This is a genomic window from Pseudomonas sp. MF6394, assembly GCF_002018845.1.
In the GTDB taxonomy this organism is placed as follows: domain Bacteria; phylum Pseudomonadota; class Gammaproteobacteria; order Pseudomonadales; family Pseudomonadaceae; genus Aquipseudomonas; species Aquipseudomonas lactis.
The window spans coordinates 14,638-33,202 of record NZ_MVOJ01000021.1 but is presented as its reverse complement, the minus strand read 5'-3'; the positions used below and the strand labels follow the sequence as shown (position 1 = coordinate 33,202).

At 63.0% G+C, this 18,565-nt stretch carries 14 protein-coding genes and 1 pseudogene; 10 read left to right on the top strand and 5 right to left on the bottom strand.

The annotated features are described in order from the left end of the window. The first annotated feature begins 48 nt into the window (after window positions 1–48). The 4 genes from cobW to MF6394_RS20445 are packed head-to-tail and all read left to right on the top strand — an operon-like array spanning window position 49 to window position 6,534. Complete coding sequence (cobW, locus tag MF6394_RS20460) at window positions 49–1,110, top strand: cobalamin biosynthesis protein CobW (protein ID WP_047710668.1); 1,062 nt, start codon at window positions 49–51, stop codon at window positions 1,108–1,110. Between the two features lie 2 nt (window positions 1,111–1,112). Then, entirely contained in the window at window positions 1,113–4,874 is a 3,762-nt protein-coding gene (gene cobN / locus MF6394_RS20455; RefSeq protein WP_078467411.1) for a cobaltochelatase subunit CobN, read from the top strand. Continuing rightward, entirely contained in the window at window positions 4,874–5,878 is a 1,005-nt protein-coding gene (locus tag MF6394_RS20450) for an ATP-binding protein (RefSeq protein ID WP_078467410.1), read from the top strand. Before cobN ends, MF6394_RS20450 begins: the two co-directional genes overlap by 1 nt. Window positions 5,879–5,931: 53 nt before the next feature. Further along, window positions 5,932–6,534, top strand: a complete 603-nt coding sequence (locus tag MF6394_RS20445) for a vWA domain-containing protein (protein WP_078467409.1) — start codon at window positions 5,932–5,934, stop codon at window positions 6,532–6,534. 125 nt (window positions 6,535–6,659) lie between these two features. On the opposite strand, the gene MF6394_RS20440 is transcribed toward MF6394_RS20445, so the two are convergent. After that, on the bottom strand, window positions 6,660–7,607 hold the full coding sequence (locus MF6394_RS20440) for a DUF1853 family protein (RefSeq protein ID WP_069558671.1): 948 nt from the start codon (window positions 7,605–7,607) through the stop codon (window positions 6,660–6,662). Window positions 7,608–7,751: 144 nt separating this feature from the next. Here MF6394_RS20440 and MF6394_RS20435 point away from each other — a divergent pair, with 144 nt between their 5' ends. The 6 genes from MF6394_RS20435 to pepN are packed head-to-tail and all read left to right on the top strand — an operon-like array spanning window position 7,752 to window position 14,252. Further along, window positions 7,752–8,642, top strand: a complete 891-nt coding sequence (locus MF6394_RS20435) for an NAD(+) kinase (RefSeq protein ID WP_003190745.1) — start codon at window positions 7,752–7,754, stop codon at window positions 8,640–8,642. Continuing rightward, entirely contained in the window at window positions 8,639–9,613 is a 975-nt protein-coding gene (locus MF6394_RS20430) for a metallophosphoesterase (RefSeq protein WP_376753094.1), read from the top strand. The genes MF6394_RS20435 and MF6394_RS20430 overlap by 4 nt, the downstream gene beginning before the upstream one ends. Further along, complete coding sequence (locus tag MF6394_RS20425) at window positions 9,610–10,479, top strand: rhomboid family intramembrane serine protease (protein ID WP_078467407.1); 870 nt, start codon at window positions 9,610–9,612, stop codon at window positions 10,477–10,479. The genes MF6394_RS20430 and MF6394_RS20425 overlap by 4 nt, the downstream gene beginning before the upstream one ends. A gap of 14 nt (window positions 10,480–10,493) precedes the next feature. Continuing rightward, window positions 10,494–10,754: a YeaC family protein gene (locus tag MF6394_RS20420; RefSeq protein WP_016972751.1), complete on the top strand. Its 261-nt coding sequence runs from the start codon at window positions 10,494–10,496 to the stop codon at window positions 10,752–10,754. After that, complete coding sequence (locus tag MF6394_RS20415; protein ID WP_078467406.1) at window positions 10,751–11,581, top strand: DUF2797 domain-containing protein; 831 nt, start codon at window positions 10,751–10,753, stop codon at window positions 11,579–11,581. The genes MF6394_RS20420 and MF6394_RS20415 overlap by 4 nt, the downstream gene beginning before the upstream one ends. A 13-nt stretch (window positions 11,582–11,594) precedes the next feature. Further along, the gene (gene pepN, locus MF6394_RS20410; protein WP_044273408.1) at window positions 11,595–14,252 is read left to right on the top strand and encodes an aminopeptidase N; all 2,658 of its coding nucleotides are present in this window, start codon (window positions 11,595–11,597) and stop codon (window positions 14,250–14,252) included. 25 nt (window positions 14,253–14,277) lie between these two features. On the opposite strand, the pseudogene MF6394_RS35220 reads toward pepN, so the two are convergent. The 4 genes and pseudogenes from MF6394_RS35220 to MF6394_RS20395 form a co-directional block, all read right to left on the bottom strand. Continuing rightward, window positions 14,278–14,391: pseudogene (locus tag MF6394_RS35220) on the bottom strand (DUF4381 domain-containing protein); the annotation flags it as partial. 789 nt (window positions 14,392–15,180) lie between these two features. Continuing rightward, window positions 15,181–16,038 carry a metal-dependent hydrolase gene (locus MF6394_RS20405; protein WP_047710675.1) on the bottom strand — a complete coding sequence of 286 codons (858 nt, stop codon included), beginning with the start codon at window positions 16,036–16,038 and terminating at the stop codon, window positions 15,181–15,183. Between the two features lie 15 nt (window positions 16,039–16,053). Beyond that, window positions 16,054–16,944: an SDR family NAD(P)-dependent oxidoreductase gene (locus MF6394_RS20400; RefSeq protein ID WP_044273409.1), complete on the bottom strand. Its 891-nt coding sequence runs from the start codon at window positions 16,942–16,944 to the stop codon at window positions 16,054–16,056. Beyond that, a complete protein-coding gene (locus MF6394_RS20395; protein ID WP_078467405.1) occupies window positions 16,941–18,479 on the bottom strand; it encodes a flavin-containing monooxygenase in 1,539 nt (512 codons plus the stop codon). The genes MF6394_RS20400 and MF6394_RS20395 overlap by 4 nt, the downstream gene beginning before the upstream one ends. Window positions 18,480–18,565 lie beyond the last annotated feature (86 nt).

The window sequence follows — 18,565 nt, the reverse complement described above, 5'->3', positions numbered from 1 at the left end:
GCCGCCGCAGGGCCTGTCGTCCCGTATGCCCGCCCCAAAGGGCATCCGATGAAAACACTGGCCAAACTTCCCGTCACCATCGTTACCGGCTTCCTTGGCTCGGGCAAAACCACGCTGTTGCGCCATATGCTCGACAACGCCCAGGGCCGTCGCATTGCGGTGATCGTCAACGAGTTCGGCGAGCTGGGCATTGACGGTGAAATCCTCAAGCAGTGTTCTATCGGTTGCACCGAAGAAGAGGCCAATGGCCGCGTCTACGAGCTGGCCAACGGTTGCCTGTGCTGCACCGTGCAGGAAGAGTTCTTCCCGGTGATGCGTGAACTGGTCGCCCGTCGCGGTGACTTGGACCATATCCTCATCGAAACCTCGGGCCTGGCGCTGCCCAAGCCGTTGGTGCAAGCCTTCCAGTGGCCGGAAATCCGCAGCGCCTGCACCGTTGACGCGGTGATCACCGTGGTCGACAGCCCAGCCGTGGCCGCCGGCACCTTTGCCGCCTTCCCGGACCAGGTCGACGCCCAGCGCAAACTTGACCCCAACCTGGACCACGAATCGCCGTTGCACGAGCTGTTCGCCGATCAGTTGGCCAGCGCCGACCTGGTGATTCTCAACAAAACCGACCTGATCAGCGCCGAAGACCTGGCCCGTGTGCGCCTGGAAGTCGCCGAAGAACTGCCGCCCGCGGTGAAGATCATCGAAGCCAGCAGCGGTCGCCTGCCCCTGGACGTGCTGATCGGCCTGGGCGCCGGTTCCGAGGAGCATATCGACGGGCGTCACAGCCATCACGACCATCACCACGAAGGTGAAGACGACCACGATCACGATGCCTTCGACTCCATCTCCATCGACTTGCCCCAAGCTGATGAGGCGCTGCTGCTCGACGCCCTGACCCAATTGGTGGTGCAGCATGGCATCCTGCGTGTGAAAGGGTTCGCCGCGATCCCCAACAAACCGATGCGCCTGCTGATCCAGGGCGTGGGCACGCGCTTTGACAAGCACTTCGACCGTGCCTGGGGCGCTGACGAAGCACGCACCACGCGCCTGGTACTGATCGGCCAGGAACTGGACGCCGCCGGCCTTGAAGCGCAATTGCGCGCTGCCCTCAGCGTTTAACCATGCACCTGCTCAGGACCCAACCCGGTGGTTTCGTCGCGGACGACAATATTGCCGACCTTGGCCAGACCCCCGCTGAACTGGTGATCCTGTGCAGCGGCGATTCCAGCCTGGCGCTGCTCGCCGAAGCCGCCCAGCAATTGCCCGAGGATTACCCCAGCCTGCGCCTGGCCAACCCGATGCAGGTGCAGAACCATGCCTCGGTCGACCTGTACGTCGACGAGGTATTGCGCCACGCCAAGGTCATCCTGCTGTCATTGCACGGCGGCATCGGCTATTGGCGCTACGGTATCGAGCGCCTGGTGGAGTTGGCCGAACGCGGCGTCACCCTGATCCTGGTGCCGGGTGACGACCGCCCAGACCCGGAACTCAGCGGCCTGAGCACCGTTGCGGCCGAACACCGCGAGCGCCTGTGGCACTTCCTGCGCCAAGGGGGCCTGGGCAATGCCCTGGATTTTTATCACTGCCTGGCCAGTGCTCACCTGGGTCGCGACTATGCCTGGGCCGAGCCGCAAGCGCTGCCGCGCACGGCGATCTATCACCCGCACACCGCCAATGCCCGTCTCAATGACTGGCAGGCCGATTGGCACGCCGATTGGCCCGTGGCTGCGGTGCTGTTCTACCGCTCCCATTTGCAGGCGGCCAATACCGGTTTTATCGATGTGTTCTGCCAGCGCTTACAAGCGGCGGGCTTCAACCCATTGCCGATTGCGGTGGCCAGTTTGAAAGAGCCCGGCTGCCTCACGGTGGTCGAGGACCTGCTGGATGATGTGCAAGCCGCGGTAATTCTGAACACCACCGGCTTTGCCCAATCGAGCCCGGAAGCGCCACATTTGCGCCCGTTTCGCCGCAATATTCCGGTGATCCAGGCGATCTGCGCCCAGGACAACCAACCCGGCTGGCAGGCCAGCGAACAAGGCCTGGGGCCCCGCGACCTGGCGATGCATATAGCCTTGCCGGAGCTGGACGGGCGCATCATCAGCCGGCCGATCAGTTTCAAGGACCTGGCGTGGCGCAGCGAGCGCAGCCAGTCGGACGTGGTGTGCTATCGCGCAGCGCCCGAGCGCATGGATTTTGTCGCTGAGCTGGCACGCCGCTGGGTCGAGTTGGCGCGGGTGCCCAATGCCCAGAAACGGATTGCGTTGATCCTGGCCAACTACCCGACCCGCGACGGTCGCATCGGCAACGGCGTGGGCCTGGACACCCCGGCGGCGGCGCTGAATATCCTGCGCGCCTTGCAAGCCGAAGGCTATCCGGTGGCGGATGTGCTGCCCGACAGCGGCACTGCGCTGATCCATGAACTGCTCGGCGGCGTCACCAACGACCTCGACAGCCTCGACCTGCGCCCCTGCCATCAAAGCCTGGGCCTTGTGGAATACCAGGCGATGTTCGATCGCTTGCCGGCGTCCAATCGCCAGGCTGTGCTGGAGCGTTGGGGCGCCCCGCAAAACGATCCGATGTGCCGCGATGGCCGCATGATGATCGCCGGCCTGCGCCTGGGCCTGACCTTCGTCGGCATCCAGCCGGCCCGGGGTTACCAGGTAGATGCCAGCGCCGTGTACCACGACCCGGACCTGGTACCGCCCCATGGCTACCTGGCGTTCTATTTCTGGCTACGCGATACCTACGGCGCCCACGGCGTGATCCATGTGGGCAAGCACGGCAACCTGGAATGGCTGCCTGGTAAAGGCGTGGGCCTGTCGGAGCACTGCTGGCCGGATGCACTGCTGGGGCCGCTGCCGAATATCTACCCGTTTATCGTCAACGACCCGGGTGAGGGCGCTCAGGCCAAGCGGCGCACCCAGGCGGTGATCATCGACCACCTGATGCCACCGCTGACCCGCGCCGAAACCTACGGCCCGCTGCGTGACCTTGAGTTGCTGGCCGATGAGTATTACGAAGCGCAATTGCTCGACCCGCGCCGTGCCCAGGAGCTGCAAAAAGACATCCTCAAGCTGGTGCGCGAAACCCGTATCGACCAGGAGTTGGAATTGGGCAGTGAGGCGGACGCGGCGGTGTGGCTGCCGCGCCTGGATACCTACCTGTGCGACTTGAAGGAATCGCAGATCCGCGACGGCCTGCATATCTTTGGCGAGTCGCCCGAGGGCCGCTTGCGTATCGACACCTTGCTGGCGCTGCTGCGCATTCCCCGGGGCGATGGCCGGGGCCCGCAGTCGAGCCTGTTGCGGGTGTTGGCCAAGGCATTCGAGCTGGGGTTTGATCCGCTCGATTGCGCATTGGCCGAGCCCTGGACGGGGCGGCGCCCGTTGGTGTTGCAGAAGATTGACGATCAGCTGTGGCGCACCGCCGGGGATACCCGTGAACGTCTGGAGTTGTACGCAGCGCGCTTGATCGAGCAGGCATTGGAAGGGCCCATCGAGCAGTTGGAAGAGCCCGGCTGGCACGAGGTGAAGTCGGTGATCGAAAGCCTGCGCATTGTCGTCGCGCCACGCCTGGATGCCTGCGGCCCCGCAGAGATGCGTGGTTTGCTCGATGCCTTGAGTGGGCGCTTTGTCCCGGCGGGGCCCAGTGGCGCGCCGAGTCGCGGGCGGCTCGATGTGCTGCCGACGGGGCGTAACTTCTTTACCGTGGACGTGCGCAACCTGCCAACCACCACGGCCTGGCGCATCGGGTTCCAGTCGGCCAACCTGATTCTTGAGCGGCACCTGCAAGACCATGGCGACCACCTGCGTCAGCTCGGCCTGTCGGTGTGGGGCACTGCCACGATGCGCACTGGCGGTGACGATATTGCCCAGGCCATGGCGCTGATGGGCGTGCGCCCGGTATGGGCCACCGGCAGCCAGCGGGTGGACGATTTCGAGATCCTGCCAATCAGCTTATTGGACCGCCCGCGTGTGGATGTGACCCTGCGCGTGTCCGGGTTCTTTCGCGATGCGTTTGCCAACCTGATCCGCCTGTTCGATGCGGCGGTGCAGGCGGTAGCGGCCCTGGATGAACCCGACGACATGAACCCGCTGGCCGCCAAGGTGCGCAGCGAACACCAAGCGCTGCTTGAGTCGGGCCTGGATGAAGCAGCAGCGGCCAAGCAGGCCGGCTGGCGCATCTTTGGCGCCAAGCCGGGCGCCTATGGCGCAGGCGTGCAGGGCGCGATTGACGGGCGCCTGTGGCAGAGCCGCGAGGACTTGGCCGAGGTCTACCTGAACTGGGGTGGCTACGCCTACGGTGGCTCCGATGAAGGCACCGCAGCCCGCGAGCAATTTGCCCAGCGTTTGAGCCAGGTGCAGGCGGTGTTGCAGAACCAGGACAATCGCGAGCACGATTTGCTCGACTCCAACGACTACTACCAGTTCCAGGGCGGCATGCTGGCCGCCGTGGAAACCCTGAGCGGTGACAAGGCCGCCAGCTACCATGGCGACCACAGCCAGCCGGACTTGCCGAAAATCCGCACCTTGAAGGAAGAGCTCAACCGGGTGATCCGTTCCCGCGCGGCCAACCCCAAGTGGATCGAAGGCGTGAAGCGCCATGGCTATAAAGGCGCGTTTGAAATGGCCGCGACCGTGGACAACCTGTTCGCCTTCGACGCCACCACCGCGCTGATTGACGATCACCAATATGCCTTGCTCGCCGATGCCTACCTGCTGGACCCCGACACCCGTGCCTTTGTGCAACAGCACAACCCCGATGCCCTGCGCGACATGACCGAGCGCATGCTCGAAGCTCAACAACGTGGCTTGTGGCAGGCACCGGGGGCGTACCGCGAAGCCTTGGAAAACCTGTTGCTGGACATAGAAGAAGACAGCTGATGACTGATACTCCCCATTTCCCGCTGTCCGCCGTGGTCGGCGCCGATGACTTGAAGCTGGCGCTGTGCCTGGCCGCCATCGACCCGAAGATCGGCGGCGTGCTGATCGAAGGGCCACGGGGCATGGCCAAGTCCACTCTGGCCCGTGGGCTGGCGGACCTGCTGGCCAGCGGGCAATTTGTCACCTTGCCCCTGGGCGCGACCGAAGAGCGCCTGGTCGGCACCTTGGACCTGGACGCCGCACTGGGCGAGGGCCGCGCGCAATTTTCCCCTGGCGTGTTGGCCAAGGCCGACGGCGGCGTGTTGTACGTGGATGAAGTCAACCTGCTGGCGGACCACTTGGTGGATCTGCTGTTGGACGTGGCGGCCAGCGGCACCAACCTGATCGAACGCGACGGGATTTCCCATCGCCATGCGGCGCGCTTTGTATTGATCGGCACCATGAACCCGGAGGAGGGCGAGCTGCGCCCGCAGTTGCTCGACCGCTTCGGCTTCAACGTGGCCTTGAGCGGGCAGACCTTGCCCGCCGAGCGTGGGCAAATCATCCGGCGTCGCCTGGATTTCGACACCGACCCAGCTGCGTTCTGCGCGCAGTGGGCGCCAGCCCAAGCCGCCTTGCGCGAACGTTGCACCCACGCGCGGGCACGGCTCGACAGCATCGCCCTGGATGACCAGGCGCTGGCCCGCATCACCGAGCGCTGCTTTGCCGCAGGGGTCGACGGCTTGCGCGCCGATTTGGTCTGGTTGCGTGGCGCCCGTGCCCACGCGGCGTGGCGTGGTGCGGCCGCTATCGAGCAGGAAGATATCGATGCGGTGGCAGAGTTTGCCTTGCGCCATCGTCGTCAGCAACAGACTCCGCCAGGCGCGCCGCCCCAGCCGAATGACGGGCCGTCATCGCAACCCTCTGACACCTCGCCCGGCCAAGGCCAGTGGGGCGATATGTCTGCACCCGCCCTGCCTACGGGCGCCCGCCGCGATGTACCCACCTGGCCAAAAAAGCCCTAGGCATCCGCCCCCGATCTGACGCGGGGGCGGATGCCCGGCCCCAGGCGGGGCGATTGAACACCGGCCGGCAGGGCAAGGCCCGCAGCGCACAGCGCGGGGCGATCAATTGGCCGGGCACGTTGCTCGGTGGGCGACCGCAATGCCGTGCTGACCTGCTGTTTCATCTGCGTAGCCGGTCAGCCCCTGAGCTGTGGCTGGTGATTGTCGATGCCTCGGCGTCCACGCGGCGCCATCGGGCGTTGACCGACGCCAAGGGGTTGTTGGCTCAGTTGTTTGACGATGCTTATCAGCAACGGGCGCGCATGGCGTTGCTCACGGCTAGCGGGCAGTCACCGAAGTGGCAAGTGCAAGGCTTGAAGGCGGCCAAAGGCTTGGCCGATTGGTTGGAGCAGTTGGGGGCGGGCGGCGGGACGCCGTTGCTGGCTGCGCTGACCGAGGCGGGGCATTGGTTGGCGGCACGGCGTAAGCGTTATCCCGCCGAGCAGCAGAAGTTGCTGGTGGTGACCGATGGGCGACTGAAGGCGATGGGCGCGCTGCCGCGGTTGGAGTGCCCAGGTATGTTGATTGATATCGAGCGTGGGCCGATCAGGTTGGGGCGGGCTGAGGGATTGGCGGTGGGGTTGCAGTTGGAGTATCAGCATATCGATGATGTGTAGTGCCAGGGAGGGCGCATTCGCGAGCAAGCCCGCTCCCACATTTGTCCGCATTCCAACGGATGTACTGGGTCGAATGTGGGAGCGGGCTTGCTCGCGAAGAGGCCCTCAAACACACCACACCAGTATCAGCCTGTCCCCGGCACATTCGGCCAAAGATCGGCCACCAGAAACAACCGCTCGGCTTCTTCCCACTCCTCACCGTTGGGCACCATGCGCACCAGCAACTGCGCCGGGGCCATTGGGTCCAGGTCTGCCAGCCAACCTTGCATCTGCACCTCACTCCACACTTCATCCGCCGGGTAATGCGCCGGCGCCAGCCAGGCATGCCGGGGCAGGGGTTGCCAGCGGCCCGCTGGGCGAGTGCTGACAAAGTCCGCCCAATCGCGCTGATGCAACCAGCGCCCACGCAGGTGCTGCGGGTGAGCGCCGAGCGGGGATTGCGCCGCGCCAGGCCAGGGGTAGAGCAGGTAGCCGCCGAGCCACAAATGCGCATCGAACTGTTGGATATCCAACGCCGCCAAGGCCTCGCGGCTTTCTGCCCGCGCGGAGATCGGCAATTGATGCTGGGCCAGGTGCGCCAGTTTGCGGTCCAGCCGGTCATGACAGCCAGGCCCCAGCCATTGCGCAGTGTCCTGGCCATTGCCGTCCTGCGGGCCCAGGTAGAGTTTGATCGCCAGCTCCAGGTGATGCACGCCATCGCGGTCGCGCAGCAGCATGTCCAGCTCGCCCAGGGTATGCCCGGCACGGCGGATCGGCAGGTTGGCGGCCAGCAACTCCACGCCCGGCGCATGCTGCACCGCGAATTGCCATAAGCGTTCGTAATACAGGCCCAGGCGCCGGGTGCGTGACAGGCTCAGCCACTGCTGCAACGCGCTGCTGTCCTGGTCCAACTGGCGCAGCCAGGCTTCGAGCTGATGAGGGGCCTGCACCCAGTCACTGCCGGCCAGCGGGTGGCGCTGGGGCCAAGGCGTCTGCGCCAGCATCGGTGGCGCGAGCATCACCCACGCCAGGTCGCGCACCTCGGGGTGGCGCAATTGGCGGGGCAGGGTGTGCAAGTCGGGGAATGGCGTCATGCTCCGAGCATAGCCTTTTCAGCGCGCGCAAGGTGCCTGAGAACCATTGTCATCAAGGCCTGGCGGCGACAAAGGATTTTGCCTGAGGCGGCCTTTCGCCCATAATCGCTCTTTTTGCCTCACCCCAGATCCCGCAGGAGCCCCATGGAGCACTTTCGCAATATCGGCATTATCGGTCGCCTGGGCAGTACCCAGGTGTTGGACACCGTCCGCCGGCTGAAGAAGTTTCTGCTCGAGCGCCACCTGCATGTGATCCTCGAAGACACCATCGCTGAAATCCTCCCCGGCCACGGCCTGCAAACTTCGTCGCGCAAGATGCTCGGCGAGGTGTGCGACATGGTCATCGTGGTCGGTGGCGATGGCAGCCTGCTCGGCGCCGCCCGAGCGCTGGCGCGGCATAACGTGCCAGTGCTGGGGATCAACCGCGGCAGCCTGGGGTTCCTCACTGACATCCGCCCCGATGAGCTGGAAGTCGAAGTGGCGAAGGTGCTCGACGGCCATTACCTGGTGGAGAACCGCTTCCTGTTGCAAGCCGAAGTGCGCCGCCACGGCGAGGCGATCGGCCAGGGCGATGCCCTCAACGATGTGGTGCTGCACCCCGGTAAGTCCACGCGCATGATCGAGTTCGAGCTGTACATCGACGGCCAGTTCGTGTGCAGCCAGAAGGCCGACGGCCTGATCGTCGCCACGCCCACAGGTTCCACCGCCTACGCGCTGTCGGCGGGCGGCCCGATCATGCACCCCAAGCTCGATGCCATTGTGATCGTGCCGATGTACCCCCATATGTTGTCCAGTCGGCCAATTGTGGTCGATGGCAACAGTGAGCTGAAAATCGTGGTGTCCAAAGACATGCAAATCTACCCGCAAGTCTCCTGCGACGGGCAGAACCATTTCACCTGCGCCCCCGGTGACACCATCACCGTGAGCAAGAAGGCACAGAAGTTGCGCTTGATCCACCCGCTGGATCACAACTACTACGAAGTGTGCCGCACCAAGTTGGGCTGGGGCAGCCGCTTGGGAGGTGGAGGCGACTGATGCTCGATCCCGCGCGTAGCTACGACCTGATTGGTGACGTGCACGGTTGCGCTCATACCCTTGAGCACTTGCTCGACCAATTGGGTTACCACAAGCAGGGCGGCACCTGGCGCCATCCGTCACGCATGGCCGTGTTCCTGGGCGATATCATCGACCGTGGCCCACGCATCCGCGAGGCGCTGCATATCGTCCATGACATGACCGAGGCCGGCCAGGCGCTGTGCATCATGGGCAACCACGAGTTCAATGCGCTGGGCTGGACCACGCCGGCCCCTCCGGGCAGCGGCAAGCAGTTTGTGCGTGAGCACAACCCGCGCCACGCCCGCTTGATCCACGAGACCCTGACCCAGTTCGAACACCACCCGGCCGATTGGCACGACTTCCTCGGCTGGTTCTACGACATGCCGCTGTTTGTCGACGCCGGGCGCTTTCGCGTGGTGCACGCGTGCTGGGACGACAGTTTTATTCAGCCGCTGCGCGCGACGTTCCCGGATGGCTGCATCGACCCGCACTTCCTGCAAGCCGCTGCCGTACCGGGCAGTTTCGCCTGCAACGCGTTCGATCGCTTGTTGCGCGGTACCGATATGCGCCTGCCCGACGGCCTGACGTTGACCGGTGGCGATGGCCTGACACGTTCGTTCTTTCGCACCAAGTTCTGGGAAGACGACCCCAAGACCTACGGCGACATCGTGTTCCAGCCCGATGCTTTGCCGGAGCCGGTGGCACGCACGCCGCTATCGTCCACTGAAAAGAATTCCCTGCTGCGCTATGGCGTCGATGAACCGCTGTTGTTCGTCGGCCACTACTGGCGCAGCGGCAAACCCGCGCCGATCCGCCCAAACCTGGCCTGCCTGGACTACAGTGCCGTGCTCTACGGCAAGCTGGTGGCGTATCGACTGGACCAGGAAACCCAACTGGATCCGCGTAAATTCGTATGGGTCGACGTTGAGCGACCAGAGGCCATTCCATGAGTACCGTAGCTGTATTGCGCTTGCCCCTGAGCGTCGACCTGGGTGGCTTCGTCAAGTTGCTGCACCGCATGCAGGTGCCGCACCGCGTCAGCGAAGAGGCGGGTGAACAGGTGCTGTGGGTGCCCGAGGCCATCAGTGACGATGTGCGCGTGTTGTATCAGCGCTTCCCAGCAGGCGACCCGGACCAGCAACTGGACATTCCCGAGCAGGCGCCCGTTGCGCGGCCAGGTTTTGTTCAGCAGGTGCGCCACAGCCCGGTCACCGCTCTGGTGTTGTTGGCCAGTCTCATCGTCGCTGCCGTAACTCTGCTGGGTGAAAACCTGCAAGCCATGGCCTGGTTGACCTTCCTGCCGTTCCGGGTGCTGGGCGAGTACATCCAGTTCACGCCGCTGGCCTACACCCTGGCCTCGGGGCAGTGGTGGCGCCTGGTGACGCCGATGCTGATCCACTTCGGCATCCTGCATCTGGCGATGAACGGCATGTGGTACTGGGAGCTGGGTCGGCGCATTGAAGCGCGCCAGGGCAGCATCAACCTGCTGGGCCTGACCCTGTTGTTCAGCCTGGTCTCCAACTACGCGCAATACGCCTACGGCGGCCCCGGCTTGTTTGGCGGCTTGTCCGGCGTGTTGTATGGCCTGCTCGGGCATTGCTGGATCTTTCAATTATTGTCGCCCAACCCGGCCTATCGCCTGCCCCGTGGGGTGCTGGTGATGATGCTGGTGTGGTTGCTGCTCTGCCTGTCGGGGCTGGTCTCGATGATCGGTTTCGGCGAAATCGCCAACGCGGCCCATGTGGGCGGCTTGGTCATCGGTTGCTTGACGGGTTTGCTCGGCGGTTTGTACAACCGTCGCAAAGCGTCTCTTTGATAAGGAAGAGCCTTATGTCCTCTTTTGCTGAAATGATCGAAAACATCACCCCGGACATCTACGAGAGCCTCAAGCTCGCGGTAGAGATCGGCAAATGGTCCGATGGCCGCAAGCTCACCGCCGAGCAGCGCGAGCTGTCGTTGCAAGCGGTGATCGCCTGGGAAATCCAGAACCTGCCCGAAGACCAGCGCACCGGCTATATGGGCCCGCAGGAATGCGCGTCGAAATCGGCACCGGTACCCAACATCCTGTTCAAGTCGGATGCGATCCATTGATTGAAATTGGTCGCGGTGCAGTCAGCAAAATGTCGGCGCAACTCGGTGAGCCGACCGTTCAATACGCCTTTCGCTTAGGAAACACCGAGGTGCCGGTCAATCCGCTGATCGGCACCCATGTACGCCTGGAATACCTGGGCGCGATTCATTGCAGCCATTGCGGGCGCAAGACCAAGACCAGCTTCAGCCAGGGCTATTGCTACCCGTGCATGACCAAGCTGGCCCAGTGTGACCTGTGCATCATGAGCCCCGAGCGTTGCCATTACGACGCCGGCACCTGCCGCGATCCGGGCTGGGGCGAGACATTCTGTATGACCGACCACGTGGTGTACCTGGCCAACTCGTCGGGGATCAAGGTCGGCATTACGCGGGCTACGCAGTTGCCCACCCGTTGGCTGGACCAGGGCGCCAGCCAGGCGCTGCCGATCATGCGCGTGGCGACGCGCCAGCAATCGGGCTTCGTCGAAGACCTGTTTCGCAGCCAGGTGGCCGACAAGACCAACTGGCGCGCTTTGCTCAAGGGCGATGCGCAATCGGTGGACCTCAAGCAGGTGCGTGACGAGCTGTTCGCCTCTTGCGCCGAGGGCTTGCTGGGTTTGCAGGAACGCTTTGGCCTGCAAGCCATCCAAACCATTGCCGACATCGAGCCGATTGAAATCCGCTACCCGGTCGAGCAGTATCCGACCAAGATCGTCAGCTTCAACCTGGACAAGAACCCGATTGCCGAAGGCACGCTGCTGGGGATCAAGGGCCAATACCTGATCTTCGACACCGGCGTCATCAACATTCGTAAATACACGGCCTACCAGCTCGCCGTGCATCAGTAGAAGGATCCCCAGCATGCGCACCGAACAACCGAAGATGATTTACCTGAAGGACTATCAGGCGCCGGACTACCTGATCGACGAGACGCACCTGACCTTCGAGTTGTTCGAGGACCACAGCCTGGTCCACGCGCAGCTGGTGATGCGCCGCAACCCCGAGCGTGGTACCGGCCTGCCACCGCTGGTGCTCGATGGCCAGCAGCTTGAGTTGCTGAGCGTCACCCTCGCGGATCAGGAACTGACCGCCGCCGATTACCAGCTGACCGACAGCCACCTGACCCTGCAGCCCCAGCGTGAAACCTTCACCCTGGACACCACGGTCAAGATCCACCCGGAAACCAACACCGCCCTGGAAGGCTTGTACAAATCCAGCGGTATGTTCTGCACCCAGTGCGAGGCCGAAGGTTTCCGCAAGATCACCTATTACCTCGACCGCCCGGATGTGATGAGCGTGTTCACCACCACGGTGATCGCCGAGCAGCACAGCTACCCGGTGCTGTTGTCCAACGGCAACCCGATCGCCAGCGGCCCTGGTGAAGACGGCCGGCACTGGGCGACCTGGGAAGATCCGTTCAAGAAGCCGGCGTACCTGTTTGCGTTGGTGGCCGGTGACCTGTGGTGCGTCGAAGACAGCTTCACCACCATGACCAACCGCGAAGTCGCGCTGCGCATCTACGTCGAGCCGGAAAATATCGACAAGTGCCAGCACGCCATGACCAGCCTGAAAAAATCCATGCGCTGGGACGAAGAGACCTACGGCCGCGAGTACGACCTGGACATCTTCATGATCGTCGCGGTCAACGACTTCAACATGGGCGCCATGGAAAACAAGGGCCTCAACATCTTCAACTCCAGCGCCGTGCTGGCCCGCGCCGAAACCGCCACCGATGCCGCTCACCAGCGCGTCGAGGCCATCGTTGCCCACGAATACTTCCACAACTGGTCGGGCAACCGCGTGACCTGCCGCGACTGGTTCCAGCTGTCGCTCAAGGAAGGCTTCACCGTGTTCCGTGACTCGGGCTTCTCGGCCGACATGAACTCGGCCACGGTCAAGCGCATCCAGGACGTGGCGTACCTGCGTACCCATCAGTTCGCTGAAGATGCCGGCCCCATGGCCCACGCCGTGCGCCCGGACAGCTTTATCGAGATCTCCAACTTCTACACCCTGACCGTGTATGAAAAGGGCTCGGAAGTGGTCGGCATGATCCACACCTTGCTCGGCGCCGAGGGCTTTCGCAAAGGCAGCGACCTGTATTTCGAACGCCATGACGGCCAGGCCGTGACCTGCGACGATTTCATCAAGGCCATGGAAGACGCCAATGGTGCCGACCTCAGCCAGTTCAAGCGCTGGTACAGCCAGGCCGGCACCCCACGTCTGGCGGTGAGCGAAGCCTACGATGCGGCGGCCAAGACCTACAGCCTGACCTTCCGCCAGAGCTGCCCGCCGACCCCGGACAAGGTCGAGAAACTGCCCTTCGTGATCCCGGTGGAGCTGGGCTTGCTGGACGGGCAGGGCGCCGGTATCGCTTTGCGCCTGGCCGGTGAAGCGACGGCAGGAGGCACCTCAAGGGTGATCTCGGTAACCGAAGCGGAGCAGACGTTTACTTTTGTCGACATTGCTGAAAAACCCTTGCCTTCGTTGCTGCGGGGTTTCTCGGCGCCGGTGAAGCTCAGCTTCCCCTACAGCCGCGATCAACTGATGTTCCTGATGCAGCACGACAGCGACGGTTTCAACCGCTGGGATGCTGGCCAGCAGTTGGCCGTGCAGGTATTGCAAGAACTGATCGGCCAGCACCAGGCCGGCCAGCCGCTCAAGCTCGACCAACGCCTGATCGACGCGCTGCGCACGGTGTTGAGCGATGAAAGCCTGGACCAGGCCATGGTCGCCGAAATGCTCTCGCTGCCGAGTGAAGCCTACCTCACGGAAATCAGCGAAGTGGCGGATGTGGACGCCATCCACGCTGCCCGCGAGTTTGCCCGCAAGCAACTGGCCGACAACCTGTTCGAAGGGTTGTGGCTGCGCTATCAGGCCAACCGTGAGCTGTCTAAGCAAACGCCATATGTGGCAGAGGCCGAGCACTTCGCCCGGCGTGCCCTGCAGAATATCGCGCTGTCGTACTTGATGCTCAGTGGCAAGCCAGAAGTGTTGGCGGCCACCCTGGATCAGTTCGACACCAGCGATAACATGACCGAACGCCTGACGGCGTTGGCGGTGCTGGTGAACTCGCCGTTTGAAGCAGAGAAAGCCCAGGCCTTGGCCGTGTTTGCCGAGAACTTCAAGGACAACCCGCTGGTCATGGACCAATGGTTCAGCGTCCAGGCCGGCAGCACCTTGCCGGGCGGGCTGGCGCGGGTCAAGGCGTTGATGGAGCACCCGGCGTTCACCATCAAGAACCCCAACAAGGTGCGCGCGCTGGTGGGCGCCTTTGCCGGGCAGAACCTGATCAACTTCCATGCGGCGGATGGCTCGGGTTACCGCTTCCTGGCGGACCTGGTGATCCAACTCAATACCTTGAACCCACAGATCGCCTCGCGCCAACTGGCGCCGTTGACCCGCTGGCGTAAATACGACAGCGCCCGGCAGGCGCTGATGAAAGCGGAGCTGGAACGCATCCTGGGCGCGGGTGAGCTGTCCAGCGATGTGTTTGAGGTGGTCAGCAAGAGCCTGGCGTAACCCTCACAGCCCTAACGCGATCCCCCTGTGGGAGCGGGCTTGCTCGCGAAAGCGGTGTGTCAGTCAATATTGATGTCGACTGACCCACCGCCTTCGCGAGCAAGCCTGCTCCCACAGGGGATCTGTGCCAGGCGCAGATTTTGTGGGTAGTACATGACCAATGTGGGAGCTGGCTTGCCTGCGAAAGCGGTGGTTCAGTTAAAGATTCAGTGACTGACACACCGCTTTCGCGGGCAAGCCCGCTCCCACAGGGGATCTGTGCTAGGCGCAGATTTTGTGGGTAGTACATGATTAATGTGGGAGCTGGCCTGCCTGCGAAAGCGGTGGTTCAGCTAAAGCTTCAGTGGCTGACACACCGCTTTCGCGGGCAAGCCCGCTCCCACAGGGGATCTGTGCCAGGCGCTGATTCTGTGGGCAATACATGATTAATGTGGGAGCTGGCTTGCCTGCGAAAGCGGTGGTTCAGTTAAAGATTCAGTGACTGACCCACCGCTTTCGCGAGCAAGCCCGCTCCCACAGGGGATCTGTGCCAGGCGCTGATTCTGTGGGCAATACATGATTAATGTGGGAGCTGGCTTGCCTGCGAAAGCGGTGGTTCAGTTAAAGATTCAGTGACTGACCCACCGCTTTCGCGAGCAAGCCCGCTCCCACAGGGGGATCTGTGCCAGGCGCAGATTTTGTGGGTAGTACATGACCAATGTGGGAGCTGGCTTGCCTGCGAAAGCGGTGGTTCAGTTAAAGCTTCAGTGGCTGACCCACCGCTTTCGCGAGCAAGCCCGCTCCCACAGGGGGATCTGTGCCAGGCGCAGATTTTGTGGGTAGTACATGACCAATGTGGGAGCTGGCTTGCCTGCGAAAGCGGTGGTTCAGTTAAAGATTCAGTGACTGACCCACCGTCTTCGCGAGCAAGCCCGCTCCCACAGTTAGGTCAGGGTGCGTCAGTTTGATAAGCGTCGTAGCCGCGGCGCGTACGCTCTATCTCTTCGACCAACCGGTCAATGCCCGCCAACCGCGCCCGGTTGTCATGATCCCAGGGATGAAACCCCGGCTTGAAGTAATGCAGCCACGGCCGGAACATCCGTGGAAACACGCCTTTGGGCCCATACAAGAATTTAACCATGCGCCACAGCCCCTTCAGCGTGCCACCCGAAGTGCGGTCGGCAATCAACAGGCGCACGTGAAAATCCAGCACCACCACCCAGAACAGCACGCTGGTGGTCAGCATGGTCCCAGTGCGCAGCAGGTAACGCGCAGGCCCTGGCTTGATCACTGTGTTCCACACATCGAACGCCACGGCTTTATGTTCGGTTTCTTCCAAGGCGTGCCAGTACCACATCTGCTGGTAACCCTTGAGTGAGTCGCCAAAGCGCGACGGGTCGCTCAGCAGGATTTCCGCGAGCATGGCGGTGTAGTGTTCCAGGGCGATGGTCACCGCCAGGTTGAACGACGGTGGCAGGTGTTTTTTCTGCAGGTCGAGGAAGAACTTCAGGCGTCGGTCGAGGGTGTGCGCCGGCAGGCCGGCGGCTTGCAGCAAGTCGTTATAGGCCACGTGCTCGCGGCTGTGCATGGCCTCCTGGCCGATAAACCCCTGGATCTCTTTTTTCAGTTCGGCATCGTCGATCTGCCCACGGTAGTGGCGCACGCTGTCCATGAAGAACAGCTCGCCCTGGGGAAACAGCAACGACAGGGCATTGAAGAAATGGCTGACCACAGGCCCTTGTTCGTGCCAGTTCTTGATGCGCTCGGCAGGCAAGGCAAAACGGATATCGCGACGGATCGGCAACATGCTGCGTGCTCCTGTTCAGAGTCGAGGCTCGTCGTTGGTTTCAAACACTGGCGTACGCGGCTTGGGCGCCATGCGTTTGCTGGCAAACACCACCAGCGCCTGATAGGCCGCCGGCAGGCAACGGGCGAGCAGGTCGAGGAAATAGGCATCGCGGCCAATCAGCACGCGGCGCTTGTTTTTGCGTACGCCTTGCAGGATCACGTTGGCGGCCTGGTCGGCGTCAGTGATGAAGAGCTTTTCGAAATCGGCGCGGGCTTGTTGCTCGCTGTGGATGAGAAAACCGGTCATGTTCGCGTCGATGCGGCTGCTGCGGCAGATGTCGGTACGAATGCCACCGGGGTGTACACAGGTGGCCGACACGCCGCAGCGTTGCAGGTCGAGTTCCTGGCGCAAGGCTTCGGTGAAGCCGCGCACGGCGAACTTGGTGGCGTTGTAGCCGCTCATGCCCGGCTGGGCGAACAGGCCGAACACGCTGGACGTATTGATGATATGCCCGTCGCCGCTGGCCTTGAGGTACGGCAGGAACGCCTTGGTGCCATGCACCACTCCCCAGAAGTTGATGCCGACGATCCATTCCAGGTCGGCGTAATCCACCCCTTCGACGGTGCTCGACAGCGCCACCCCGGCATTGTTGAACACCAGGTTGACCTGGCCGTGCTCAGCCGCACAACGCGCTGCCCACGCCTGCATGGCCTGGCGGTCGGAGACGTCCAGCACTTGGATGGTGACGGTGACGGGCGCCAAGGTCGAGGCGCGGATCAGCTCCTGGGTGTGTTCCAGGCCCTGGCTGTTTTTGTCTGCCAGCGCCAGGTGACACCCTTCCCGCGCCAGGGCCAGGGCCAGTGCGCGGCCCATGCCGGAAGCCGCGCCCGTGATCGCCGCGACGCGGCCGTTGAATGACTTCATGACAGGCTGCCTTCTGTGGTGGAGTGGGGCGTTGCAACCGCACGCGGGAGGACGGGCGCCGGCACCTGGCTGACGCTGTAGTCCTTGAGGGCAAAATGCCGGGTGACCTGCTTGAAGCGCCAGGTCGAGCCGGGCCACAGCGTGGTGTTCTTGCCGGTACGCGGGTCGAGGTACCAGCTCTGGCAGCCGCCGGTGTTCCAGATGGTGCGCTTGAGTTTGTCCTGCAACTGCTGGTTGTAGGCGTGCTCCACGGCAGGTTTGACCTCCACCGTGGTGATGCGCTGGCGCTGCATGTGTTTCAGGGCATCAAGGATGTACGCGACCTGGGCCTCAATCATCAGGATCATCGAGTTATGCCCCAGGCCAGTGTTGGGGCCGACGATCAGAAACAGGTTCGGGTAGCCCGGCACGGTGGTGCCTTTATAGGCATGGGCGCCATCGCGCCAGGCGTCCATCAGGTCGATGCCGTCACGGCCGATGATGCAGCCACGGGGCAACGGGTCGCTGGCCTGGAAACCTGTGCCGAAGATCAGGCAATCGGCGGGGTGCTTGATACCGTCGGCAGTGATCACGCCGTCGGCTTCGATGCGCAGCACGCTGTCGGTGACGACTTCGACATTGCTGCGCGAGAGTGCCGGGTAGTAATCGTTGGAGATCAGCACGCGCTTGCAGCCGATGGTGTAGTCCGGCGTCAGGGTTTTGCGCAGGGAAGGGCGGGCCACCTGTTTGCGCAGGTGACGCAGGGCGATTTTCTGCACCATTTTCATCAGGCGTGGATGCAGGGCAAAGCCCACCACGCGGCCTTCCAGTGCCCAGTAAAGTGCAGCGCGTGCCAGCTTCTGGGTGAACGGCAGGTGCTTGAACAGCCACCGTTCGACCGTTGAAATCGGCCGATCGGGTTTGGGCATGATCCACGGCGGCGTGCGCTGGAACAGGTCCAGGTGCGCTACCTGCGGGGCGATCTGCGGCACGAACTGGATGGCGCTGGCACCGGTGCCGATCACCGCCACGCGCTTGCCCTTCAAGGCGTACTCGTGATCCCACTGCTGGGAGTGGAAGCGCTTGCCCTTGAAACTGTCCAGCCCTGGGATATCTGGCATTGCCGGGCGTGACAAGCCCCCCATGCCCGACACCAGTACCCGTGCGCTGACGTGGCGGCCGTTAGTGAAGGTCAGTTGCCAGCGCTGTTGTTGTTCATCAAACAGCGCACGTTGCAAGCCCATGCCAAAGCGCAGGTAAGGCGCTAGCTCGAAGCGCTTGGCGCAGTCTTCCAGATAGGCACGAATCTCGGGTTGGGCCGCGAACTGTCGCGTCCAGTTCGGGTTGGGCGCAAAGGAAAACGAGTACACATGGGACTGCACGTCGCAGGCGCACCCTGGGTAGTGGTTGTCGCGCCACGTACCGCCGAGTGTCTCGGCCTGTTCGGCGATAAAGAAGTCGGTGAGCCCGGCCTCCTTGAGTTTGATCGCCATGCACAGGCCCGCGAACCCGGAGCCAATGATGGCGATGTCGATTGAGTCACTGGGGGCATTCATAGGGCTGCCTCGTCAATAAAGCGCTTGGGCATCGGATGTGCTCCTGTTCTTGTTTTGTCTTTTAGATAGAACACCATTGCAAAGGA

Excerpts from the sequence above, each read along its gene's own strand:
- cobW (WP_047710668.1), top strand. The coding sequence starts at position 49 with ATGAAAACACTGGCCAAACTTCCCGTCACCATCGTTACCGGCTTCCTT.
- cobN (WP_078467411.1), top strand. The coding sequence starts at position 1,113 with ATGCACCTGCTCAGGACCCAACCCGGTGGTTTCGTCGCGGACGACAAT.
- MF6394_RS20450 (WP_078467410.1), top strand. The coding sequence starts at position 4,874 with ATGACTGATACTCCCCATTTCCCGCTGTCCGCCGTGGTCGGCGCCGAT.
- MF6394_RS20440 (WP_069558671.1), bottom strand. The coding sequence starts at position 7,607 with ATGACGCCATTCCCCGACTTGCACACCCTGCCCCGCCAATTGCGCCAC.
- MF6394_RS20435 (WP_003190745.1), top strand. The coding sequence starts at position 7,752 with ATGGAGCACTTTCGCAATATCGGCATTATCGGTCGCCTGGGCAGTACC.
- MF6394_RS20425 (WP_078467407.1), top strand. The coding sequence starts at position 9,610 with ATGAGTACCGTAGCTGTATTGCGCTTGCCCCTGAGCGTCGACCTGGGT.
- MF6394_RS20420 (WP_016972751.1), top strand. The coding sequence starts at position 10,494 with ATGTCCTCTTTTGCTGAAATGATCGAAAACATCACCCCGGACATCTAC.
- pepN (WP_044273408.1), top strand. The coding sequence starts at position 11,595 with ATGCGCACCGAACAACCGAAGATGATTTACCTGAAGGACTATCAGGCG.
- MF6394_RS20405 (WP_047710675.1), bottom strand. The coding sequence starts at position 16,038 with ATGTTGCCGATCCGTCGCGATATCCGTTTTGCCTTGCCTGCCGAGCGC.
- MF6394_RS20400 (WP_044273409.1), bottom strand. The coding sequence starts at position 16,944 with ATGAAGTCATTCAACGGCCGCGTCGCGGCGATCACGGGCGCGGCTTCC.
- MF6394_RS20395 (WP_078467405.1), bottom strand. The coding sequence starts at position 18,479 with ATGAATGCCCCCAGTGACTCAATCGACATCGCCATCATTGGCTCCGGG.